Source organism: Streptomyces sp. NPDC031274, assembly GCF_055570235.1.
In genome coordinates this window covers 301,652-324,783 of the sequence record NZ_JBVIHP010000003.1, presented here as the reverse complement: position 1 = coordinate 324,783, position 23,132 = coordinate 301,652, and the positions used below count along the sequence as shown (strand labels likewise).

Genomic DNA, 23,132 nt, shown 5'->3' with positions numbered 1-23,132 from the left:
AGCCCATCGGGGCTCGAATGCCGGACGAGCCGGGTTCCGGCCCGGCTCGTCCGGCGCTCGATGACGGAGCCCTACCTCGCCCGCTGCCCGCCGAGCTCCGCCTCGATGAGATCGGCGGCCCGGACCGTGCCGCCCTCGGCCCGCACCTCCGCCTTGAGCCGGGCGGACCGGAGCGCGACGTCGGGGTCGGACGTCAGCTCGAACAACGCGGACCGCAGCGCGTCCGCCGTCGCGTCGGCGGTGTCGATCCGCCGCGCGACCCCCAGCTCCACGAGCCGGTCCGCGTTGAGCGGCTGCTCGGCCCCCTGGGGAACGGCGATCATCGGCACCCCGCTGAACAGCCCCTCGCTGCTGCTGCCCATGCCCGCGTGTGTGACGAACGCGTCGGCCTGCTCCAGGATCGCCAACTGCGGTACCCACGAGCTCACTTCGACGTTCCCCGGCACGTCGCCGAGCTCCGCGGGATCGATGTGCTTGCCGATCTGCAGCACCACGTGCCACCCCGCGAGCCCGCCGAACGCGGCCACGCAGTTCCGGTAGAACTCGGGCTGCTGGGTGAACGAGGAGCCGAGGGAGACGAGCAGCACCTTCTCGGCGCCGTCGGGCCGCTGCCAGCTGCCCTGCCCCGAGCGGTCCCCGAAGCAGGGCCCGACGAAGTCGACCCGCTTCGGATCGACCCGGTCGGCGGACAGCTGCATGGCCCGGGGGATCATCGCGACGGCGCGGTCGGGCGTCCCCGAGAAGGCGCCGACGTCCAGGGTGGTGGCACCGTTCCCCGCGAGCCACTTCCCGAACCGCGCCTCCAGTTCGGCGGCCCCGGGCAGCTGCCGGAACTGCGCCCCGACCTCCTCCTGGTAGCCGTCCCAGGCCACGAAGGTGGGCGAGAGCTGGATGAACGGCCGCCGCTGTCCTTCGGCAAGGGCACGGGCGACGTACGCGCCGATGTCGTACAGATACAGGTCGGCGGGGTCGTCGTCGTAGAACGAGCGCAGGCGCGGAAGCACCGCCATCGCGTCGTCGAGGAAGAGACCGCTCGCGGCGATCGGGTCCTCGGGCCAGATGTTGTCCTTGAACGGCAAGGTCGAGACGCACGGGACGAGTTCGGCGCCGGTGGGCTCGATCAGCTCGCGGGTCGCCGGGTCGTTCGCGTACGTCACCCGGTGGCCGCGCGCCACGAGCTCGCGGATGATCTCCAGACCGGGCAGCACGTGGCTGACCATCGGCACGCCGATCATGGCGATATGGGCACGGCGACGGGACGGTCGAGGATGCATGAGACGGATTCCTTCGTGTGGTTCGACTGCTACGGAAGAGGACACGACGGCCCGGCGCAGCCGCTGATCAGCGGGGCGCTCGGGCCTTCGGGGGCGTGTCAGCCGTAGAGCTGAACCATGGAATCCATGGGCGGACCTTAACTCCGCCCGCGATGCTCAGTCGAACGAATATTCCGCGACCTCGGCGAGGTACCGGGCCCGCAGCGCCTCGTCCTCCGCGCTCCCGTCGAGGAAGGAGGCCTCGAAGGAGTTGCGGGCGAGCTCGCGCAGCCGCTCCTGGTCGAGCGCGAGGGCTTCCCGTACGGCGTGGAAGGTGTCGTCGACATAGCCGCCGAAGTAGGCCGGGTCGTCGGAGTTGACCGTGCACAGCAGCCCGGCGTCCATCATCCGCGCCAGCGGATGCTCTTCGAGTACGTCGATGGCGCGCAGCCGGACATTGGACAGCGGGCAGAGCGTGAGCGGGATCCGCTCGCGCACGAGGCGCTCCACAAGCTCCGGGTCCTCCATGCAGCGCAGCCCGTGGTCGATGCGCTCGACGCCGAGGACGTCCAGGGCCTCCGTGATGTAGGCGGGCGGACCTTCCTCGCCCGCGTGGGCGACCCGGCGCAGGCCGAGCACGGCGGCCGCCTCGTACACCTCGCGGAACTTGGCGGGCGGGTGCCCGACCTCGGCGGAGTCAAGGCCGACGCCCACGATCCGGTCCAGGTGCGGCTTCGCGGCCTCCAGGGTCTCCAGGGCCGATTCGGCGGACTGGTCGCGCAGGAAGCACATGATCAGCCGGGTGGAGATCCCGTGGCGCTCCTCGCTGCGCTCCAGGGCGCGCCCGAGCCCCTCCATCACGGTGCCGATGTCGACGCCGCGCGCCATGTGCGCCTGCGGATCGAAGAAGATCTCGGCGTGCCGCACGCCCTGCTGAGCGGCGCGCGCCAGATAGGCGTCGGCGAGCTCTTCGAAGTCCTCCTCGGTGAGCAGGACGGCCATCAACCCGTAGTACAGATCAAGGAAGGACTGCAGGTCGTCGAAGAGGTAGGCCTTGCGCAGCTCTTCGGTGTCCGCGTACGGCAGGGTGACGCCGTTGCGGGCGGCGAGGGCGAAGGCCAGCTCGGGTTCGAGGGTCCCCTCGATGTGGAGGTGGAGTTCGGCTTTGGGAAGGGGCATGACGGCGGCTCACTCAGGTGGTTCGTTTGGGCAGAGGTACACGCAACAGGTCTTGTGCGACGGTGAGTTCACCGTCGAATCCCGCATCCCGGGCCTGCTGCTCGAAAACGCCGGGGTCGGGGTAGCGCTGGCTGAAGTGGGTCAGTACGAGATGCCGCACGCCGGAGTCCACCGCGACCCTGGCGGCCTGCCCGGCGGTCAAGTGCCCATGGTCGAGTGCGAGTTGCTCGTCCTCGTCCAGGAAGGTGGACTCGATGACGAGCATGTCGCAGCCGTCGGCGAGGGCGTGGACGCCGTCGCAGAGCCGGGTGTCCATCACGAAGGCGAACCGCTGTCCGCGCCGGACCACGCTCACCTCGTCGAGCGTGACGCCCCGCAGTACGCCGTCGCGCTGGAGGCGGCCCACGTCGGGTCCCGCGATGCCGCGCTCGGCGAGCAGCTCCGGGAGCATCCGCCGCCCGTCGGGCTCGGTGACCCGATAGCCGAAGGACTCGACGGGGTGCGAGAGCTTGACGGCGTCGAGGGCGTAGGCGGGAGCGCGGGCCAACTGCCCGTCGTCCGCCACCGGTTCGACGACGAGCTGGACGGTCTCGCGGTAGGCGGTGGAGTACCGCAGCCGGTCGAAGAAGTGCTGACCGGAGCGCGGGAAGTGGACGGTCACGTCGTGCGGGACCCGGTCCAGGTTGATCCGCTGGATGACGCCGGGCAGCCCGAGCGAGTGGTCGCCGTGGAAGTGCGTGACGCAGATCCGGTGCAGGTCGTGCGCGGCGACCCCGGCACGCAGCATCTGCCGCTGCGTGCCCTCGCCGGGGTCGAAGAGGATGCCCTGGCCGTCCCAGAGCAGGACGTACCCGTTGTGGTTGCGGTGCCGGGTGGGGACCTGGCTGGCTGTGCCCAGGACCACCAGTTCACGTACGGACAAGGCGAGTTATCCCGGGGGCCACTGCAGGCCGCGTCCGCCGAGGACGTGGGCGTGCGCGTGGAAGACGGTCTGGCCCGCGCCGGCGCCGGTGTTGAAGACGATGCGGTAGCTCTCGGCCTTCTCTTCGGCGGCGACCTCGCCGGCCTCGCGCAGGACGTCGGCGGCGATGGTGGGTTCGGCGGCGGCGAGGGTGGCGGCGTCCGGGTAGTGGGCCTTGGGGATGACCAGTACGTGGGTGGGGGCCTGCGGGTTGATGTCGCGGAAGGCGACGGTCGTGTCCGTCTCCTTCACGAGGGTCGCGGGTACGTCACCTGCGACGATCTTGCAGAACAGGCAGTCCGCCTGCGGTTCTCCCGCCATTGTTGCGCCTCCGCTTCTCACTGCTTCTCTGTTCCCCCGCATGCTATCCGGGCTGCGCCCACGCCCGGCCCCTCCCCTCAGCCCCTGCACCCTCACGTTCCCGAACAAGCCTCTCCCACCCACCCGCCCGATTGCCCCGCGTCGCGGGGGCGGGGGTCTGCGCCGATGAGACACAGACGGGGTGGGCGGGGGCCACGCCCAGAGGGTGGGGACGTGCAGACGGGCGGCTTGGGTGGGAGGCGACGCGCCTCAGCGACGGGAGACCGGGCCCCACGCACCCGCACCCGGCAGCGCACGCGAGGGGGCGTGTCGGTATTTCCGCCCGGAGCACGGTTCGCGGCACTCCAGGACCGGAGCAGACAGGCGCCCAGAAGCGGATGGCGAGGACGGACATACCGGCGCGGCCCCGCACCCCAAGACGGAGCGCCCCCGCACCCAGACGCACCCGCACCCGGCAACCAGACCCACACCCACACCCGCCCCCTCAGCCCCCCGGCAGCTCCGGTGCTGTCTTGGGTGGCGCAGCCTCCAGTGCCGCCAGCGCCAGGCGGATCGCCTCGTCCAGTTGGGGGTCGCGGCCCGACGCGTAGTCCTCCGGGGTCGTCACCACCTCCACGTCCGGGTCCACGCCGTAGTTCTCGACGCCCCACCCATACCCCTCCAGCCAGAACGCGTACTTCGGCTGCGTCACCAGCGTCCCGTCCACCAGGCGGTACCGGCTGTCGATCCCGATCACCCCGCCCCACGTCCGCGTCCCCACCACGGGCCCGATCCCCAGCGCCTTGATCGCCGCGTTCACGATGTCCCCGTCGGAACCGGAGAACTCGTTGGCGACAGCGACGACAGGGCCCCGAGGCGCGTCCGCCGGGTAGCTGAAGGGCTGCGAGCCCCTCGGCAGGTCCCAGCCCACGATCTTCCGGGCGAGTTTCTCCACCACCAGCTGTGACGCGTGCCCGCCGCGGTTCTCGCGCACGTCCACCACGAGCCCGTCCCGCGCCACCTCCACCCGCAGGTCCCGGTGGATCTGCGCCCACCCGGGCGCCTGCATGTCCGGCACGTGCAGATACCCGAGCCGTCCGCCGGACCGTTCGTGGACGTACGCACGCCGGTCCACCACCCAGGCGTGGTAGCGCAGCGGCTCCTCGTCATCCACCGGGATCACCACCGCGTGGCGCGGATCGCCGCCGCCCGCGGGCGACACCGTCAACTCCACCGGCTTCCCCGCCGTACCCACCAGCAACGGCCCCGGCCCCGTCACCGGATCGACCGGCCGTCCCGCGACCGCCAGCAACGCGTCCCCGGCCCGCACGGCGACCCCGGGCGCGGCGAGGGGCGAGCGGGCGGACGGGTCCGACGTCTCGGAGGGCAGGACCCGGTCGATCCGCCACGCCCCGTCCGCGCCCCGCGAGATGTCCGCGCCGAGCAGACCCTGCCGTACGGACGAGCTTGCCCAGGCCCCGCCCCCGATCACGTACGCGTGCGATGTCCCCAGCTCTCCGGCGACCTCCCACAGCAGGTCCACGAGGTCGTCGTGCGTGGCCAGCCGGTCGAGCACCGGACGGTAGCGGTCGAGTACGCCGTCCCAGTCGACCCCGCCCAGGTCGGGCCGCCAGAAGTTGTCCCGCATCAACCGCCCGGCCTCGTCGTACATCTGGCGCCACTCCGCGGCCGGATCGACCGTCTGTCTGACCCGTGTGAGGTCCACGGTGATGTTGGAGTCGGAGCTCTCGTCACCGGACGCGCGCCGGTCGCTCGGTACGACCTTCAGTTTCCCGTCGGCCCAGAGCAGCACCCGCTTGCCGTCACCGCTGACGGCGAAGTGGTCGACGTCCGAGGACAGTTCCTCGATGCGCTGCTGGACGAGGTCGTAGCGTTCGAGCTCGGTCTGCGGGTCGGGGTCCGACGGGGTCGCGCGGGAGGCGCCCAGGACGCCCCGCACGGGGTGCCGCAGCCACAGGACGCCGTCCTTGGCGGCCCGCAGGGTCGAGTAGCGGGCGGCCTCGACCGGGAACGGCACGATGCGGTCCGCGAGCCCGTCCAGGTCGATGCGCGTGACGGGCGAGCCCTCGCTGTCCGGGGTCTCGTCCTTGTCGGGTGCCTCGAAGGGGCGTCCGTGCCGCTGCGGCCCGAAGGGCGACGGTGTGGTCGCCGCCAACGTGATCAGGTACGGCCGCGATCCGCCGACGAAGGCCAGGTCGAAGACGTGCTCGTCGTAGACGGGGTCGAAGGCCCGCGCGGACAGGAACGCCAGGTGCTTGCCGTCGAGGGTGAACGCGGGCGCGTAGTCGCGGAACCGCAGCGGCGTCGCCTCGGAGACGGAGAGGTCAGCCGTGTTCGCCAGTTTCAGCTGCCGCAGCGGCCGTGGCCCCGGATGCGACCACGCGAGCCAGGCCGAGTCCGGCGAGAAGACGAGCCCGGTGGCATCGCCGTGCTCCCCACGGTCGACCTCGCGCACCTCCCCGCTCTCCCGCTCCACGAGCAGCACCCGCCCGTCGTGCGAGGCGACGGCGGCCCTGCTGCCGTCGGGCGCCATGGCGAGCCCGAGCACCCTGCCCAGCTGTCCGGCGGCGATCCTGCGCGGCGTCGCCCCCGGCGAGAGCCCCGTGGCGGGCGCGAACTGGAGCGCGTCGTCGCCCTCCGCGTCCGTCACCCAGACGACGTGTTCCTCACCGTCGACGCGGAACGTCCGCGGCAGCCGCGCACGCACCCCGTGCTCGACGGCGAGCGCGCGGGCGGGCCCCTCCCGGTGGGTCACCCAGTGCACGCCGCCGCGCACGGAGACGGCGCTGCCCCGCCCCGTGTGGTCGGGGGCCGCGGCACCGAACCAGCGCGCCGCGCTCACGGGGAACGGCTGGAGGTCGGTGCGCTGGCCGCCGAGGCGGATGTCGACGCGGCGCGGCTCGGCGTCCGTCAGGTCGTCGATGAGCCAGAGCTCACCCGCCGACATGTACACGACCCGCGTGCCGTCGGTCGCGGCGTGCCGGGCGTAGAAGCCGTCGACAGCGGTGTGCCGACGCAGGTCGGAGCCGTCGGGCAGTGAGGAGTAGACGGCGCCGACGCCTTCGTGGTCGGAGAGGAAGGCGATCCGCTCCCCCACCCACAGCGGGTACTCGATGTTCCCGTCGAGCTCTTCATGGACGCGCACGAAGCGGGCCTCGCCACCGACGCCCGACGCCTCGCGCCGGATCCAGAGCTTGCCCGCCGTACCGCCCCGGTACCGCTTCCACCAGGCTGCCTCGCGGCCCATCGGCGCGGAGAGCAGCAGGACCTGGCCGTCCTCGGGGCCGTGCGCGACGTCGCCCACGATGCCGTACGGCAGGGTGTCCGCGGGACCGCCGTCCAGCGGCACGGCCCGCGCCCAGCTGCGGCGCAGCGAGGCCTTGCCGTACGTGCTGACCGCGAGGACCTGTCCGGCCGGGGTCCAGCCCCGCACCGACGTACGCGAACTCCCCCAGTAGGTGAGGCGCCTGGAGGAACCGCCGTCGACCGGCGCGACATGCACCTCGGGGGCGCCGTCACGGGTGGACGTCCAGGCGACGGTCGTCCCGTCCGGGGAGATGCGGGGGTGGTTCACGGGCATGTTGTCGGCGCTGACGCGCCACGCCCGACCGCCGTCGAGGGGCGCGACCCAGACGTCGTCCTCAGCCGTGAAGGCGACCAACTCGCCGCGCAGATGCGGAAACCGGAGATACGCAGAGTGCCCAGTCAGTGTCACAATGCCAGCCTAGGCAGCCGCGGCGGAGCCGGTCAGCGTTTTGGATCACTTGCCTGTTCACGCGGTCGAGCGGGGTCGAGCCGGCACGGTTCATTTGCCCTTGAAGCACGAGCACGTCGGATCGGGCTCCCGCGCCGGCGGATCGGGCGTGGCGGTCACCGTGACGGTCGCCGTGGACGGCTGATCCGGCTGGTCCGGCTTGTCACTGCCTTGATCGCCGTTGTGGTCGCCGCCGTCGTCCCAACCGCCGTTGCCTCCTCCGTTGTCGCCGTTGTCGCCGTTGTCGCTCCCGTCGTCGCCTCCGGAGCAGTCGCCGAGCACGTCGACGCGGAACCACACCTTGTCCTCGACCTTGGCGGTCAGGCTCCCGCGCACGCAGTGTCCGTCGACGACGGACCACACCGTTCCCTTGACGGTGATGCTGCTGGTGTCGCTGGAACCTTTCCCGTCCCTGGCCTGCCCCTGGCAGTCGACGGTGATGTCGGCATTCTTGTCCGACTCGCCGCTGGACGGTGTGACCCTGTCCTTGTAGCGGGCGGTGCAGCTGATCCACAGCACGTCGAGATGCTGCCGCTCCAGCTCCTGCGTCGCCATCTGGTCGGTGGTGACCGCGACGGCAGCGGTGTTCGTGCCCCCGTCGGCGGGCTCGCACGCGGCGACCCCGATCGCCGCCGCCCCGGCGAACCCGACGGCGTACAGCACCCGTCGGCGCCGTCGGCGTGGTCCTCGTACGTCCACCGCACGATCACGTATGCGCCTCAATGCCCCCATAGGCGGCAGAGTGCCAGGGCGAGCGGCCTGACGATAGTCGCCTTTGCGTCCACTCCGGACGCCGTGGAACGCGTGCCGCCGGGGAAAAGAACGCGCCGGACGCCTGCCCCCGCCCGTACCCTCCCCGCATGAGAAACGACCGCAGGCTCCGGCGTCTTGTCGTCGACGACCGCACCGCCTACCTGTGGTCGTTCCGGCACCGCCACGACAGCGCCGCAGGCCCGGGCGGCGCGGACTGCCGTCACATCCTGACCCTGTACCGCGAGGGCAGCCGCTTCCGTACGGCGATCGTCTTCAGGGAAGGGCCCGGGCGCGTCATCTCCGAGGGCCACTGGGTGCACGGCTCGCTCGTGGACATGCGCGCGAATGGCGTCGACCAGAAGTGGCTCAACCTGTACGAGCCCGGGGCCGTGCGCCTCCTCATCGACGAGGTGGTGGCGCGCGGACCGCTGCCGCGAGGCGCCGACGGATCGACGCACGAGCTTGACGGGTGGGCCCTGTTCGACGGCGCCCTCAGCCGCGAAGCAGCAGCCACTCCTGCAACTCCACCAAGTTCCCTTCCGGGTCCTTGAGATGGGCCACCCGCATGCGGTCCGTCAGCGGCGCGGGGCCCTGGGCGATGGTTCCGCCGCGTTCGACGATCCCCGCGCAGTACGCGTCGAGGTCGTCGACCCGCAGCACCACGAGTGAGCGGTGGCCGGTCGCCGACTCCTCCAGCTCGTCGAGGAGGCGGGCCATCATCGAGCGGTCCTGGAGCGCGATCCCCGCGGAGCCGGTCGACGGGCTGAATTTCTCGTACGGTCCCTCCACCGCCCCGGACTGCGGCTTGAGGCCGAGGATGTCGGCGTAGAAGTGATAGCAGGCACTGAAGTCCGTGACGAGCAGACGCACTTGGGCCAGTTCCACGACAACTCCCTTGTTGGGGCCGGGGTTTCAGGACCAGCGGCCCGTGCGCCCCAGGAGCAGTGCGGACGCCGCCGTCCCCGCGGTCGACGTACGCAACACGCTACGCCCCAGGCGGTACGGCTTCGCGCCCGCTTCCGCGAACGCCGCGAGCTCGTCCGGGGACACGCCGCCCTCGGGGCCGACCACCAGGACGATGTGTCCGGCCGCCGGAAGATCCGCAGTGGCGAGGGGCTCGCTGCCCTCCTCGTGCAGGACCGCGGCGAAGTCGGCCGCGGCGAGCAGCGCCGCCACCTGCTTGGTCGACGCGGCCTGAGCGACCTCGGGGAAGCGCACGCGGCGGGACTGCTTGCCCGCCTCACGTGCCGTCGCGCGCCACTTGCCGAGCGCCTTGAGCCCGCGCTCGCCCTTCCACTGCGTGATGCAGCGGGACGCGGACCAGGGCACGATCCGGTCGACGCCGGTCTCCGTCATGGTCTCGACGGCGAGTTCGCCGCGGTCGCCCTTGGGCAGCGCCTGCACGACGGTGATCCGGGGCTCCTGGGGCGCCTCCTCCCGCACGGGGGCCATCCGCAGGATCAGCCGGTCCTTGCCCTCGGTGTCGACGACCACGCAGTCCGCCCAGCGTCCCGCCCCGTCGGTCAGGACGACGTCCTCACCGGCGTGCAGCCGCTTCACCGACACGGCGTGACGCCCTTCGGGACCATCGAGTACGTAGCGACCGTCGCCGCCCGCGGCAGTGTTCTCGAAGGTCTCGACGACGAAGACGGGCGCGGTCACGCCTGGCCCCCGGACTGAGTTCCCTGCTGCCCTCCGGACGCCAACGCGGCCTTCGCCTCGTCCAGTTCGGCCGCGAGGACCTCCACGAGCTGCCCGGCTTCGAGCTCTCGCGCCATGCGGTGTCCCTGCCCGGCCCACAGCGCCATGCCCTGTGCGTCACCGGCCTTGGCAGCGGCCTTGCGCAGGCCGCTGGTGAGGTGGTGGATCTGCGGGTAGGCGGCGGGGGCGTACCGGCCGTGCTCGCGCATGAAGCGGTTGACCAGGCCGCGTGCGGGGCGGCCGGAGAAGGCGCGGGTCAGTTCGGTCCGGGTGAACAGCGGGTTGGTCATGGCCTGCTTGTGCAGGACGTTCGCGCCCGACTCGGGGCAGACCAGGAAGGCCGTGCCGAGCTGCGCCGCGTCGGCGCCCGCCGCGAGCACCGCGGCGATCTGCGAGCCGCGCATCAGGCCACCGGCCGCGACGATCGGGATCTGCACGGTGTCACACACCTGCGCGATGAGCGAGAGGAGGCCGAGCCCGGCGCCGTCCGTCTCGGGGTTGTCGCGGTGCGTGCCCTGGTGGCCGCCCGCCTCGATGCCCTGCACGCACACGGCGTCGGCGCCGGACCACTGGGCGGTCTGTGCCTCTTCGGGCGTGGTGACGGTGGCGACGGTGATCGTGCCGACCCGCGCGAAGGAGTCGAAGACGTCGCGGGTGGGGCACCCGAAGGTGAACGACACCAGCGGCACCGGGTCCTCGATGAGGATCGCGAGCTTGGCGTCGTAGTTGTCGTCACGGCCGCTGTCCGGATCGCCGAGCTGCGTCTCGTACCAGGTGGCCTCACCGGCGAGCTGGTTGCGGTAGACGTCGACGGCGGCGGCATCGGCGTACTCGGGCTGCGGCATGAAGAGGTTCACGCCGAAGGGCCTGCTCGTGAGCCCGCGCAACTGTTTGATCTCCTGGTACATCCCGTCGGCGGTTTTGTACCCGGCGGCGAGATAACCGAGCCCCCCGGCCTCGGATACGGCCGCGGCGAGCTGGGGGCACGAAGCGCCGCCCGCCATAGGGGCCTGCACGATCGGATGGCGGCAGAGATCGGTCAGCGCGGAGGACATGAACGCATCGTGCCATGCCCCGGGCAACCGTCCGAATCGCGCCTTGCACCGGGCCCCGGGGCGCCCTGTGAGGGGCGCGGGGAACTGCGCGAGCAACCCAAGACGGCCCGCGGACGAAAACGGCAAGTGCCCCCGGCGCGAACATCCGCGACCGGGGGCACAGAAAAGACACCGCTCCAGGCGCTACCGCCCGTTGAACGCATCCTTCAAGCGCGAGAACAACCCCTGCTGCCCCGGCTGGAACTGCCCCGTGGGCCGCTCCTCGCCCCGCAGCACGGCAAGCTCCCGAAGGACCCGCTCCTGCTCCGCGTCCAGCTTGCTCGGCGTGAGGACCTCGACGTGCACGATGAGGTCACCTCGCCCGCCGCCCCGCAGGTGCGTGATGCCCCTGCCGTGCAGCGGCACCGACTGGCCGGACTGCGTGCCCGGCCGGATGTCGACCTCCTCCATGCCGTCCAGCGTCTCCAGGGGCACCTTGGTGCCCAGAGCCGCGGCCGTCATGGGGATGGTGACCGTGCAGTGCAGGTCGTCCCCGCGCCGCTGGAACACGGCGTGCGGCAGCTCGTGGATCTCCACGTACAGGTCACCGGCGGGGCCGCCGCCGGGGCCGACCTCACCCTCACCCGCGAGCTGGATCCGCGTGCCGTTGTCGACACCGGCGGGGATCTTCACGGTGAGCGTCCGCCGCGACCGGATGCGGCCGTCGCCGGCGCACTCCGGGCACGGGGTGGGCACGACCGTGCCGAAGCCCTGACACTGCGGGCACGGCCGCGACGTCATGACCTGACCGAGGAAGGACCGCGTGACCTGCGACACCTCACCGCGACCGCGGCACATGTCACACGTCTGAGCGGACGTTCCCGGTGCGGCGCCTTCACCGCTGCAGGTCGTACAGACGACCGCCGTGTCGACCTGTATGTCCTTGGTGGTCCCGAAGGCCGCCTCGTCCAGGTCGATCTCGAGCCGGATCATGGCGTCCTGGCCACGGCGCGTGCGCGACCGGGGGCCACGCTGCGACGCCGTCCCGAAGAACGCGTCCATGATGTCCGAGAAGTTGCCGAAGCCACCGGCTCCGAAACCGCCCGCACCGCCGCCGCCCGCCTGGGACAGCGGGTCACCGCCGAGGTCGTAGACCTGCTTCTTCTGCGGGTCCGACAACACCTCGTACGCGGCGTTGATCTCCTTGAAGCGCTCCTGAGTCTTCGGATCCGGATTCACATCCGGGTGAAGCTCACGCGCCAGCCTCCGGAAGGCCTTCTTGATCTCGTCCTGGGAAGCGTCGCGGCGCACGCCTAGTACGGCGTAGTAGTCCGTGGCCACTTACGACTCCGCCAGGATCTGTCCGACGTAACGTGCCACTGCGCGTACTGCTCCCATCGTTCCCGGATAGTCCATGCGGGTCGGGCCGACCACGCCGAGTTTGGCTACTGCCTCGCTGCCCGAACCGTAGCCGACGGAGACCACGGACGTAGAGCTGAGTCCCTCATGGGCGTTCTCATGACCGATCCGTACGGTCATGCCCGAATCTGTGGCCTCGCCAAGCAACTTGAGCAGAACGACCTGCTCCTCAAGGGCCTCAAGCACTGGCCTGATGGTGAGGGGAAAATCATGTCCGAAGCGGGTGAGATTGGCCGTTCCGCCGATCATCAGCCGTTCCTCGGTCTCCTCGACGAGGGTTTCGAGGAGCGTGGAGAGCACCGTCGCCACCGTGCCCCTGTCCTCCGCGTCGAAGGACTCCGTCATGTCCTGCACCAGCTGCGGCACGTCCGCGAAGCGACGGCCCGCGACCCTGCTGTTGAGCCGCGCCCGCAGATCCGCGAGCGAGGTCTCGCCGAACGGGGCGGGACAGTCGATCATGCGCTGCTCGACCCGGCCCGTGTCCGTGATCAGGACGAGCATCAGGCGGGCGGGAGCCAGTGAGAGCAGCTCCACGTGCCGCACCGTCGACCGCGTGAGCGACGGGTACTGCACGACCGCGACCTGCCGGGTCAGCTGCGCGAGCAGCCGCACCGTGCGCGCCACGACGTCGTCGAGGTCGACGGCGCCGTCGAGGAAGTTCTGGATGGCCCTGCGCTCCGGCGCCGCCATCGGCTTGACGCCCGCGAGCCGGTCGACGAAGAGGCGGTACCCCTTGTCGGTCGGGATGCGCCCCGCACTCGTATGAGGCTGGGCGATGAACCCTTCCTCCTCCAGTGCCGCCATGTCGTTGCGGACGGTGGCCGGGGAGACCCCGAGGCTGTGCCGCTCGGTGAGCGCCTTAGAGCCGACGGGCTCCTCGGTACCGACATAGTCGTGGACGATGGCGCGCAGCACTTCGAGCCTGCGTTCATTGAGCATCCGCGCACACCTCCACCTTTTTGCCCTGGAACCTCTACTGCCCTGTGACCCGCCTGGCACTCCCCTCGGGTGAGTGCCAGCCATTGTCGGGCCCAGTGTACGGCCGCGAGGTACGACCCCGGCAAGGGCCGGACCCCCTATGTCGGTTCAACCGGCAAGGCAGCGGCTGCCAAGGCGCCCGTACGGGGCTAGCGTCGGCTTATGAACGTGGCACTGGCATGGGACGAGGCGGGCTGGGAGCGGCTCGCGCCGCACGTGGGGCGGCGGCGCCTGCCGATCTGGGACTGCACGGCGGGTCTCGTGGTCGGCGGCGAATCGGCGCTGATGATCGAGGCGGGGGCGACCCTGCGCGAGGGGGCGGAGCTGCGCACGCAGGCGCGCGGCATTCTCGGCGGGGGACGCCGGGTCACCCACCTCGCCCTGACGCACCCGCACTTCGACCACGTGCTCGGCGCGGCGGCGTTCGCGGGCGTGGAGGTGTACGGCGCGGTCGGCATCGACACGGTCCTCGCGGGCGGCCGCGACGAGCTGCGTGCGTCGGCGGTCCGGCACGGGGTCCCCCCGGACGCCGCCGCGGAGGCCGCCGACCTGCTCGTCCGGCCGCACCACTCGGTGTGCGGGGAGTGGACGCTCGACCTGGGCGGCGGGGTGCGGGTGCTGCTCGCGAACGTCGGCCCGGGTCACACGGGCCACGACCTGGCGGTCCTGGTCACCGGCGCGGACGGCTCTGAGGAGATCGTCTTCTGCGGCGACCTGGTCGAGGAGTCGGGCGAACCGCAGGCGGGCGACGACGCGGTGCCGCAGCGGTGGCCGGCGGCGCTCGACCGGCTGCTCGACCTGGGCGGCGATGACGCCCTGTACGTGCCGGGGCACGGTGCGGTGGTCGATGCGGCTTTTGTCCGCGCGCAACGCGCCACACTGGCGGCCCGCTTCGGCGTGTCGTAGCCAGCCCCACGCCCTTTCTCTTATCGTCGTGCGAATGCTCCCACCCGTCTCCCGCCAGCACCCTTCCAGCGAGGGCCCTGCGGGCCCGCAGCGCCGTCTGTACTCCCCTGACCTCACGCCGCCATGGAAGAAGCCGAAGCCCGTGCCGGAGGTCGCCGCGGAGGCGGACCTCGTGGTGGAGGAGCTGAGCACCGGCTTCTGCGGAGCGGTGATCCGCTGCGAGAAGACGGCGGAGGGTCCGACGGTGACCCTGGAGGACCGCTTCGGCAAGCAGCGGGTCTTCCCGATGACTCCCGGGGGCTTCGACCTGGAGGGCCGGACGGTCACGCTCGTCCGCCCGTCGGCGACCGCTCCTCCCGTACGTCCCACACGCACCGCGTCCGGTTCGGTGGCCGTACCGGGAGCGCGGGCCCGGGTCGCCCGTGCCGGTCGGATCTACGTCGAGGGGCGGCACGACGCGGAACTCGTCGAGCGGGTGTGGGGCGACGACCTGCGCATCGAGGGCGTGGTCGTCGAGTACCTGGAAGGCATCGACGACCTCCCCGCGATCGTCACGGAGTTCTCCCCCGGCCCCGACGCGCGCCTCGGCGTCCTGGTGGACCACCTGGTACCCGGCTCCAAGGAGTCGAGGATCGCGGCGGAGGTGAGTTCTTCCTCGGCCCTTGTGGTGGGGCACCCCTATATCGACGTGTGGGAGGCGGTGAAGCCGTCGTCGGTGGGGATCGAGGCGTGGCCCCGGGTCCCGCGCGGCCAGGACTGGAAGACGGGCGTCTGCGAGGCGCTCGGGTGGCCGCTGAACACGGGGGCGGCGTGGCAGCGGATCCTGGGCTCGGTGCGCAGCTACCGGGATCTTGAGCCTGCGCTCCTGGGCCGCGTGGAGGAACTGATCGACTTCGTCACCGGGGCAGAGGCCTAGCCTGCCGCTGCGCGGCAGATCCTTTACCGGCCGCCCACTCGATTGCCTCGCACTTACCCACCGGCCCGCCGAGGGTCTTTCAGCCCGTCCGGCGTTTGAGGACGAACTCGGCGGAGCCGGTGATGACGGTGCGCCCGAGGCGGCGGAGCCGGAATTTTCGGGAAGGGGCGGGATCGGGGAAAGCCCCGCAGGGACGCCCTGACCTCAGTCCACCAGGTCCCGCACCACCGCATCCGCCAGCAACCGCCCCCGCAGCGTCAACACCGCACGCCCCTCCTCGTAGGGCCCGGCCTGCAAGAGGCCGTCCGAAAGGGCCCGCCCCGCAGCCGCGAGCCCCGCAGGCCGCAGCAGACCCAAAGGACACCCCTCCAGCAGCCGCAGCTCCAGCAGGATCCGCTCCACCCGCCGATCCTCATCGGCGAGAATCTCCCGCCCGGCCCCGGGCGACCGCCCCGAGGCAAGCGCCCCGGCGTAGGCCCCGGGATGCTTCACGTTCCACCACCGCACACCCCCCACATGGCTGTGGGCCCCCGGCCCGGCGCCCCACCAGTCGGCGCCCCGCCAGTACAACTCGTTGTGCAGGCAGCGCCCGGCCTCGGAGGTGGCCCAGTTGGACACCTCGTACCAGGAGAATCCCGCGCCCCCGAGCACCTCCTCGGCGATCAGATACCGGTCCGCGTGGACGTCGTCGTCCGTCATCGGCACCTCCCCGCGCCGGATCCGCCGCGCCAGCTGCGTGCCCTCCTCGACGATCAGGGCGTAGGCGCTGACGTGGTCGGGTCCGGCGCCGATCGCGGCGTCGAGGGTGGCCCGCCAGTCGTCGTCCGTCTCGCCCGGTGTGCCGTAGATGAGGTCCAGGTTGACGTGCTCGAATCCCGCCGCCCGCGCCTCCGCCACGCATTCCTCGGGCCGCCCGGGCGTGTGCGTACGGTCGAGCACCTTCAGTACGTGCTGCTTCGCGCTCTGCATCCCGAAGGAGACGCGGTTGAATCCCCCGGCCCGCAGCTCGCTCAGGTACGCCGGGTCGACGGACTCGGGGTTCGCCTCGGTGGTGATCTCCGCGTCGTCCGCGAGCCCGAACTCATCCCGCACCGCACCCAGCATGCGGACCAGGTCGGCTGCGGCGAGGAGCGTCGGCGTACCGCCTCCGACGAAGACCGTCTGCACCGGGCGCGGGTCGTCGCCCAGGGTCTTGCGCGCGAGCCGCACCTCGTCGATCAGGGTGTCCGCGTAGTTGTCGCGTGAGGCGAGCACGCCGCCGGAGCCGCGCAGCTCGGTCGCCGTGTACGTGTTGAAGTCGCAGTAGCCGCAGCGCGTGGCGCAGTACGGGACGTGGAGGTAGAAGCCGAGCGGACGGGCCCCCGCTCCCTGCAGGGCGGACGCGGGCAGCGCGCCGTCCTCGGGCATGGGCTCACCATCGGGCAGTGCGGAAGGCATACCTTCGATTGTCCCGCACCGCCGGGCAACCCGACGCCGCGCACGGAACCACGGGTGCCGGAGCCACCAGAGCCGCTACTGCGCGCCTGCGACCCCAGCACGGACACCAGCACAGTCGTGGTGTCGTCCAACGGCTTCTCGGAGGCTGCGTTCCCCGGGGGACGCCACCGGGGAACGCAGCCGTACAGGACAGCTCGCCCGTCCCCTGCGCCGAGCGGCGAGATCACTGCGCCTGCAACACAAGGACCGCCATATCGTCGTCCAGCGGCCTCTCCGAGAACTCGTACACCATCCTCTTGATCCGTTCCGCCACCAGAACCGCGTCCAGGCCCGCGCAGCCCGCGAGCGCCGTGGTCAGGCCGTCGCCGTCGTCGAACATCTCCCGGCCGGCCCGGCGCTCCGTCACCCCGTCCGTGACGCAGAGCATTGTGTCGCCCGCCCAGAGCTCGAACGTTTCGCTGGTGTACCTCGCGTCGTCGACGACCCCGAGCAGCAGCTGGGGCGTGGCAGCGGCCTGGACCGTGCCGTCCGGGGAGAGGAGGAGCGGCAGCGGATGTCCGGCGCTCGCCACCGTGCAGCGGACGCCGCCGCCGTCCATGGGCACGAGCTCGCCGTAGAGCAGGGAGAGGAAGCGGGATGTGGGCCCGTCGGCCGGCGGGCTCTGGCCGCCCGCGACCGCGATCACCGCAGCCGCCGCGTCCGCCGCCTCCGTCGCGTCGTCGAGGAGGAGCTGGTTGAGGCGGTCGAGGACGTCCGCGACCTCGTATCCCTCGCGGGCGAGCAGCCGCAGCCACGGCCGGGCGAGGCCGATCACGACGGCCGCTTCGACGCCCTTGCCCTGTACGTCGCCGAGCGCGAAGCACCAGCGGTTCTTGCCCGCCTGGAACACGTCGTAGAAGTCGCCGCCGGGACCGCCCTTGTCGCGCGGCTCGTACACCACGGCGCTGTGCATCCCGGGGATGTCCGCGACGGAGCTGGGCAGCAGGCCGCGTTGCAGGACCTGACTGATGGTGGCCTGCCGCTGGTAGCGGCGGGCCGCGCTGATGGCGAGCGCGACGCGGCGGCTGAAGTCCTCGACGAGGCCCGTGACTTCGTCGGCGAAGCGCATCTCCCCGGCCCGCCCGATGACGAGCGTGCCCAGCGAACCTCCGCCCGCCATGAGCCGGTAGGCCAGGGCCGTGCCGGGCGCCTCGGCGGCCGGTACCTCATCGGCCATCGCCCCGCCGGGCCACGGCACGGGGACGGCGCCGGTTCCTGCCGATTCGGGCAGCCGGGGCGGATCCTTCTCCAGGCTGCGGCGCAGTTCCTCCATGCGCTGCTCGCTGGCGTGCCAGACGCGGGCGAGCCGTGCCGACGTACCGCCGCCCTCGGCGCCGCGCGGCGCGGCCTCCGATTCGTCGTCGAGCCACACCGCGCACCAGTCCGCGAGCCGCGGCACGAGGAGCTGCCCGACGAGAGCGGCCACCAGTTCCTCGTCGAACTGCCCGGCGAGCAGGTCGGACGCCTCGGCGAGGAAGGTGAGCGCGCCGCGGTTGACCCACTCCGTCTCGTGCGCGATCCGCTTCGGCAGCGGCGCGAGGATCTCCATGCCGCGCAGCCCGCGCTGTATGGCCTGTTCGGTCGCGTACGACTCGATCTCCTGTATGGCCTGCGCACCCCCGACCGGAAGGCGGGCCCAGACGGCCTTGGTGCCGGTGCGGTAGGTGATGCCCCAGGAGTCGGAGAGGGCCGCGACGAGCTGAAGGCCCCTGCCGTACTCGGGTGTTTCCGGCAGCTGGTGCTTGGGGTCGCTGCGGACCGCGCGGGCGGGGTGGTGGTCGGAGACCTCGATGACCAGGGTGTCGGTCTCCTCCCCCAGGCCCGCCTCGTCGAGCCGGCACAGCAGCTCGACCGTCGTGCCCGCGTGCACGACGGCGTTCGTGACGAGTTCGCTGACCAGCAGCACGGCGTCGTCCGTGACACGCTCCGTTATGCCCGCCGCCGCGGGGACGGACAGCTCGGTCCAGTCCGCGAGCGCCGCGCGCACGAACTTGCGTGCGGTGGCGGGCGCCGACGGGTTTCCGGGCAGTGATGTGCACACCACGGCGGGCGGGCCGGGCTCGCGCCCCGGCTGGACGGACACACGGAAAGTGGTCTCCGGTTGCATCGGAATGGACCCCACGTTTCGGCTCCTGAGCAGTTCGGTCGAATACGCCTCAGCCGACACCGACAGAGTGACAGACTGGCCATGCCCATAAGCACCGAGTTACCGAAGTGGGCCGCTATGAGTGAGAACAGTGCTATGCCCGCGCCCGATTCCGGTCGGATTCCGGCACAGAAACCCATACTTTCGCCGACTCCCGGTCTCCCTCCGGACGAGGCCTCAGCATCCCCGGAGCATGCCCCGGAAGTGATCTCCGACCTGCGCCCGCTCCTGGCCGCCATGCGGGCGGCGCGGGACGGCGACTTCACGAAAGTCGCGGTGACCGGCCACGGCCTGACGGCCGAGCTGCACACCGTGTTCAACGAAATGCTGGACCGCTCCCTCCACTTCGACGTCGAACTCGCCCGCGTGCGCCGGGAGATCATCCGTCTCGGCCATCTCGACGAGCGGTTCTCCGCGAGCCCGGGGCAGGGCAGCTGGGCCACGCGCGTCCAGGACATCAACTCCCTGCTCAACTCGCTTGTCGCCCCCGCGGCCAACGCCACCCGCGTCCTGAACGCGGTCGCGGGCGGCGACCTCACCCAGCGCGTGGACCTGCACGACGGCTCCCGCGAGCTGCGGGGCGATCTGCGGCGCCTGGGCCGTGCGGTGAACACGATGGTCGACCAGCTCTCGCTCTTCACGGGCGAGGTCACCCGCGTCGCCCGTGAGGTCGGCACGGAGGGGCGGCTCGGCGGGCGGGCCAAGGTGCGCGGTCTCTCGGGCAGTTGGCGTGACGTGACGGAGGCCGTGAACACGATGGCCTCCCGGCTCACCGCACAGGTGCGCGATATCGCCTTGGTGACGACGGCGGTCGCGCAGGGTGACCTGACACGGACAGTGACCGTCGAGGCGACGGGAGAGCTGCTCGAACTGAAGTTGACCGTCAACACGATGGTCGAACAGCTCTCGGCGTTCGCGGCCGAAGTGACGCGTGTCGCCCGAGAGGTCGGCACCGAGGGCCAGTTGGGCGGCCGGGCGCAGGCCCGTGGGGTGTCGGGGGTCTGGAAGGACCTCACCGACAACGTCAACTTCATGGCGTCGAACCTCACCTCTCAGGTGCGCAACATCGCCCAGGTCACCACGGCCGTCGCCAACGGCGACCTGAGCCAGAAGATCACCGTCGACGCCCGGGGCGAGATCCTGGAGCTGAAGTCGACGGTGAACACGATGGTGGACCAGCTCTCGGCCTTCGCGGACGAGGTCACCCGCGTGGCCCGCGAGGTCGGCACCGAAGGCAATCTGGGCGGCCGTGCTCAGGTGCGGGGTGTGTCCGGGGTCTGGAAGGACCTCACGGACAACGTCAACTTCATGGCCGACAACCTCACCTCTCAGGTGCGCAACATCGCCCTCGTGTCGACGGCCGTCGCCCAGGGAGACCTCGGCAAGAAGATCACGGTCGAGGCGAAGGGCGAGATCCTCGAACTGAAGTCGACCATCAACACGATGGTGGACCAGCTCTCCGCCTTCGCCGACGAGGTCACCCGCGTGGCCCGCGAGGTCGGCACCGAAGGCAACCTCGGCGGTCAGGCCCAGGTGCGCGGCGTCTCCGGCGTGTGGAAGGACCTCACCGACAACGTCAACTTCATGGCGCTGAACCTCACCTCTCAGGTGCGCAACATCGCCCAGGTCACCACGGCCGTCGCCAACGGCGACCTGTCCAAGATGATCACGGTGACGGCGCGCGGCGAGATCCTGGAGCTGAAGGACACCGTCAACACGATGGTGGAGCAGCTGCGTGCCTTCGCGGACGAGGTGACCCGCGTGGCCCGCGAGGTGGGCACCGACGGGCGGCTCGGCGGGCGGGCCCAGGTGCTCGGTGTGTCGGGCGTGTGGAAGGACCTCACCGACAACGTCAACTACATGGCCGACAACCTCACGGGACAGGTCCGCAACATCGCGCAGGTCGCGACGGCGGTGGCCCAGGGCGACCTCTCCAAGAAGATCGACGTGGACGCGCGCGGCGAGATCCTGGAGCTGAAGACCACCATCAACACCATGGTGGACACGCTCTCCTCCTTCTCCTCCGAGGTCACCCGAGTGGCCCGCGAGGTCGGTTCCGAGGGTCAACTGGGCGGCCAGGCAAGGGTCGAGGGCGTCTACGGCACGTGGAAGCGCCTGACGACGAACGTGAACGAGCTCGCCCTGAACCTCACCACGCAGGTCCGCGCGATCGCCGAGGTCGCGTCCGCCGTGGCCCAGGGCGACATGACCCGCTCCATCACCGTCGAGACCCGCGGCGAGGTCTCCGAACTCAAGAACAACATCAACGTCATGGTCTCCAACCTCCGCGAGACCACCCGCGCCAAGGACTGGCTGGAGTCAAACCTCGCCCGTCTCGCGGGTCTGATGCAGGGCCACCGTGACCTGATGGAGGTCGCGGACCTGATCCTGCGCGAGCTGACCCCGCTGGTGAACGCGCAGTACGGCGCCTTCTTCCTGGCCGACCCGGACGCGGGAGAGACCGCGACGCTGCAGGCTCCCCCCGTCAAGGGGCTCGCCTTCATCGCCGGGTACGGCTCCGCGCAGGGCTCGGTCGTCGACACGGGCGCGATGCCCGCGCACGGCCTGGTGCGGCAGGCCGCCCTGGAGAAGAAGCGGATCCTCGTGGACGAGGTGCCGCCCGACTACATCAAGATCATTTCGGGACTCGGGGACGCGGCACCGGCCAGCCTGGTGATCATCCCCATCCTCTTCGAGGACAAGCTGCTCGGCGTGATCGAGCTGGCCACGTTCTCCCGCTTCTCGGACGTGCACCTCGCGTTCTTCGACCAGTTCGTGAGCACGATCGGCGTCGCGATCAACACGATCATCGCCAACTCCCGTACGGAATCACTGCTCAGCGAGTCCCAGCGGCTCGCCACCCAGCTCCAGGACCGCTCAGACGAACTCCAGCTCCAGCAGGCGGAGTTGCAGCGCTCGAACGCCGAGCTTGAGGAGAAGGCGGCCCTGCTCGCCACGTCCTCCCAGTACAAGTCGGAGTTCCTGGCGAACATGTCGCACGAGCTGCGCACACCGCTGAACTCCCTGCTCATCCTTGCCCGACTGCTCTCCGACAATCCCGACAGCCATCTCTCCGACCAGGAAGTGCAGTTCGCGACCACGATCCACCGCTCGGGCTCCGACCTCCTCCAACTCATCAACGACATCCTGGACTTGTCGAAGATCGAGGCGGGCCGGATGGACGTACGCCCCAAGAAGCTCCCCCTGATCAAGGTCCTCGACTACGTCCACGCGACGTTCCGTCCGCTCACCCTCGACCGCGGGCTCGCCTTCGAGGTGTCGGTCGGCGAGGACGTACCGCGCGAGATGTTCTCGGACGAGCAGCGGCTCCAGCAGATCCTGCGCAACCTCCTGTCGAACGCGGTCAAGTTCACCGCGACCGGCCGCGTCGAGCTGCGCGTGAGCCGGGTCAAGCACACGAGTGACCGGCTCCACGAGGGCGACCGGCTCTGTTTCGCCGTCAAGGACACCGGCATCGGCATCCCGGTCGACCAGCTCCCGGCCATCTTCGAGGCGTTCCAGCAGGCCGACGGCACCACCAACCGGAAGTACGGCGGCACCGGTCTCGGCCTCTCCATCAGCCGCGAGATCGCCGGACTCCTCGGCGGCCGCATCACCGCGGAGAGCAGCCCGGGCCAGGGCTCCACCTTCTCGCTGTACGTCCCCGTGGTGCACCCCGGACACGGGCCCGCGGCGGCGGCGTACGCGGCGACCAGGGAACTGACGACGCCGGAGCCGCACGACGAGCGGGTCACCATGTCCCCGCACACCTTCCACGAACAGAACGACAGCTGGCCGACACCCACCAAGCTGGAGGAGTACAGGGAAGGCGCGGCCGGCCGCATATTGCGTGGGCGCCGCGTCCTGATCGTGGACGACGACATCCGCAACGTCTTCGCGCTCACCCATGTACTGAGCCGCGTCGGCATGCCCGTCCTCTACGCGGAGAACGGCCGCGAAGGAATCGAGACCCTGGAGCGCAACCCCGACACCGACCTGATCCTGATGGACATCATGATGCCGGAGATGGACGGGTACGAAACCATCACCGCGATCCGCCGCACCCCACGCTGGACCGGCCTTCCCATCATCGCGCTGACCGCCAAGGCAATGCCCGGCGACCGCGAGAAGGCCATCGAACAAGGCGCCAGCGACTACGTACCCAAACCTGTGGATGTGGACCAGCTGCTCACCGTCGCCTGTGCACTCCTTGCCCCCGAGAGCAATGACACGGACGAGCTGGACACACCCACCGCTGAAGAGAAACCCGTTGTTCCGGAACCAGCAGACGCTCTCGGGGAGGCTGCTGTTCCGCCGACGATCGAATGAGGCACC

17 protein-coding genes are annotated in these 23,132 nt (G+C 70.8%); 4 read left to right on the top strand and 13 right to left on the bottom strand.

All coding sequences use genetic code 11. From position 1 onward, the window contains the following. Nucleotides 1-71 precede the first annotated feature (71 nt). The 6 genes from ACZ5CR_RS06950 to ACZ5CR_RS06925 form a co-directional block, all read right to left on the bottom strand. The gene (locus ACZ5CR_RS06950; protein ID WP_468854341.1) at nt 72-1,274 is read right to left on the bottom strand and encodes a macrolide family glycosyltransferase; all 1,203 of its coding nucleotides are present in this window, start codon (nt 1,272-1,274) and stop codon (nt 72-74) included. Nucleotides 1,275-1,430: 156 nt separating this feature from the next. Then, complete coding sequence (locus ACZ5CR_RS06945; protein WP_468854339.1) at nt 1,431-2,432, bottom strand: adenosine deaminase; 1,002 nt, start codon at nt 2,430-2,432, stop codon at nt 1,431-1,433. 13 nt (nt 2,433-2,445) lie between these two features. Next, entirely contained in the window at nt 2,446-3,354 is a 909-nt protein-coding gene (locus tag ACZ5CR_RS06940; RefSeq protein WP_468854336.1) for a ribonuclease Z, read from the bottom strand. 6 nt (nt 3,355-3,360) lie between these two features. Continuing rightward, the gene (locus ACZ5CR_RS06935) at nt 3,361-3,714 is read right to left on the bottom strand and encodes a histidine triad nucleotide-binding protein (protein WP_468854334.1); all 354 of its coding nucleotides are present in this window, start codon (nt 3,712-3,714) and stop codon (nt 3,361-3,363) included. Nucleotides 3,715-4,198: 484 nt separating this feature from the next. Continuing rightward, nucleotides 4,199-7,423, bottom strand: coding sequence for a S41 family peptidase (locus ACZ5CR_RS06930; protein ID WP_468854802.1), 3,225 nt, complete (start codon nt 7,421-7,423; stop codon nt 4,199-4,201). Between the two features lie 96 nt (nt 7,424-7,519). After that, nucleotides 7,520-8,200, bottom strand: a complete 681-nt coding sequence (locus tag ACZ5CR_RS06925) for a hypothetical protein (RefSeq protein ID WP_468854332.1) — start codon at nt 8,198-8,200, stop codon at nt 7,520-7,522. A gap of 128 nt (nt 8,201-8,328) precedes the next feature. Here ACZ5CR_RS06925 and ACZ5CR_RS06920 point away from each other — a divergent pair, with 128 nt between their 5' ends. After that, the gene (locus ACZ5CR_RS06920) at nt 8,329-8,772 is read left to right on the top strand and encodes a hypothetical protein (RefSeq protein WP_468854330.1); all 444 of its coding nucleotides are present in this window, start codon (nt 8,329-8,331) and stop codon (nt 8,770-8,772) included. Here ACZ5CR_RS06920 and ACZ5CR_RS06915 read toward each other — a convergent pair. The 5 genes from ACZ5CR_RS06915 to hrcA form a co-directional block, all read right to left on the bottom strand. After that, on the bottom strand, nt 8,714-9,106 hold the full coding sequence (locus tag ACZ5CR_RS06915; RefSeq protein WP_468854328.1) for a VOC family protein: 393 nt from the start codon (nt 9,104-9,106) through the stop codon (nt 8,714-8,716). The two genes, ACZ5CR_RS06920 and ACZ5CR_RS06915, sit on opposite strands and share 59 nt — an antisense overlap. 27 nt (nt 9,107-9,133) lie before the next feature. Beyond that, nucleotides 9,134-9,883, bottom strand: a complete 750-nt coding sequence (locus tag ACZ5CR_RS06910; RefSeq protein WP_468854327.1) for a 16S rRNA (uracil(1498)-N(3))-methyltransferase — start codon at nt 9,881-9,883, stop codon at nt 9,134-9,136. Next, complete coding sequence (locus tag ACZ5CR_RS06905; protein WP_468854325.1) at nt 9,880-10,977, bottom strand: nitronate monooxygenase; 1,098 nt, start codon at nt 10,975-10,977, stop codon at nt 9,880-9,882. Before ACZ5CR_RS06905 ends, ACZ5CR_RS06910 begins: the two co-directional genes overlap by 4 nt. A 183-nt stretch (nt 10,978-11,160) precedes the next feature. Beyond that, nucleotides 11,161-12,297: a molecular chaperone DnaJ gene (gene dnaJ / locus ACZ5CR_RS06900; RefSeq protein ID WP_389907261.1), complete on the bottom strand. Its 1,137-nt coding sequence runs from the start codon at nt 12,295-12,297 to the stop codon at nt 11,161-11,163. Then, complete coding sequence (gene hrcA, locus ACZ5CR_RS06895) at nt 12,298-13,314, bottom strand: heat-inducible transcriptional repressor HrcA (protein ID WP_249589973.1); 1,017 nt, start codon at nt 13,312-13,314, stop codon at nt 12,298-12,300. It abuts the gene before it with no gap. A 201-nt stretch (nt 13,315-13,515) separates the two neighbouring features. Between hrcA and ACZ5CR_RS06890 the strand changes: the two genes are divergently transcribed. Next, on the top strand, nt 13,516-14,259 hold the full coding sequence (locus ACZ5CR_RS06890) for an MBL fold metallo-hydrolase (RefSeq protein ID WP_468854324.1): 744 nt from the start codon (nt 13,516-13,518) through the stop codon (nt 14,257-14,259). A 34-nt stretch (nt 14,260-14,293) separates the two neighbouring features. Further along, entirely contained in the window at nt 14,294-15,175 is an 882-nt protein-coding gene (locus tag ACZ5CR_RS06885; RefSeq protein ID WP_468854321.1) for a DUF3097 domain-containing protein, read from the top strand. A 204-nt stretch (nt 15,176-15,379) separates the two neighbouring features. Here ACZ5CR_RS06885 and hemW read toward each other — a convergent pair whose 3' ends face one another. Further along, the gene (hemW, locus tag ACZ5CR_RS06880; protein ID WP_468854319.1) at nt 15,380-16,612 is read right to left on the bottom strand and encodes a radical SAM family heme chaperone HemW; all 1,233 of its coding nucleotides are present in this window, start codon (nt 16,610-16,612) and stop codon (nt 15,380-15,382) included. Between the two features lie 223 nt (nt 16,613-16,835). Continuing rightward, the gene (locus tag ACZ5CR_RS06875) at nt 16,836-18,773 is read right to left on the bottom strand and encodes a SpoIIE family protein phosphatase (RefSeq protein WP_468854316.1); all 1,938 of its coding nucleotides are present in this window, start codon (nt 18,771-18,773) and stop codon (nt 16,836-16,838) included. Between the two features lie 261 nt (nt 18,774-19,034). Between ACZ5CR_RS06875 and ACZ5CR_RS06870 the strand changes: the two genes are divergently transcribed. After that, on the top strand, nt 19,035-23,126 hold the full coding sequence (locus tag ACZ5CR_RS06870; RefSeq protein ID WP_468854800.1) for a HAMP domain-containing protein: 4,092 nt from the start codon (nt 19,035-19,037) through the stop codon (nt 23,124-23,126). The last annotated feature ends 6 nt before the right edge of the window (nt 23,127-23,132 follow it).

Excerpts from the sequence above, each read along its gene's own strand:
- ACZ5CR_RS06950 (WP_468854341.1), bottom strand. The coding sequence starts at position 1,274 with ATGCATCCTCGACCGTCCCGTCGCCGTGCCCATATCGCCATGATCGGC.
- ACZ5CR_RS06945 (WP_468854339.1), bottom strand. The coding sequence starts at position 2,432 with ATGCCCCTTCCCAAAGCCGAACTCCACCTCCACATCGAGGGGACCCTC.
- ACZ5CR_RS06935 (WP_468854334.1), bottom strand. The coding sequence starts at position 3,714 with ATGGCGGGAGAACCGCAGGCGGACTGCCTGTTCTGCAAGATCGTCGCA.
- ACZ5CR_RS06925 (WP_468854332.1), bottom strand. The coding sequence starts at position 8,200 with ATGGGGGCATTGAGGCGCATACGTGATCGTGCGGTGGACGTACGAGGA.
- ACZ5CR_RS06920 (WP_468854330.1), top strand. The coding sequence starts at position 8,329 with ATGAGAAACGACCGCAGGCTCCGGCGTCTTGTCGTCGACGACCGCACC.
- ACZ5CR_RS06905 (WP_468854325.1), bottom strand. The coding sequence starts at position 10,977 with ATGTCCTCCGCGCTGACCGATCTCTGCCGCCATCCGATCGTGCAGGCC.
- hrcA (WP_249589973.1), bottom strand. The coding sequence starts at position 13,314 with ATGCTCAATGAACGCAGGCTCGAAGTGCTGCGCGCCATCGTCCACGAC.
- ACZ5CR_RS06890 (WP_468854324.1), top strand. The coding sequence starts at position 13,516 with ATGAACGTGGCACTGGCATGGGACGAGGCGGGCTGGGAGCGGCTCGCG.
- ACZ5CR_RS06885 (WP_468854321.1), top strand. The coding sequence starts at position 14,294 with ATGCTCCCACCCGTCTCCCGCCAGCACCCTTCCAGCGAGGGCCCTGCG.
- hemW (WP_468854319.1), bottom strand. The coding sequence starts at position 16,612 with ATGCCTTCCGCACTGCCCGATGGTGAGCCCATGCCCGAGGACGGCGCG.
- ACZ5CR_RS06870 (WP_468854800.1), top strand. The coding sequence starts at position 19,035 with ATGCGGGCGGCGCGGGACGGCGACTTCACGAAAGTCGCGGTGACCGGC.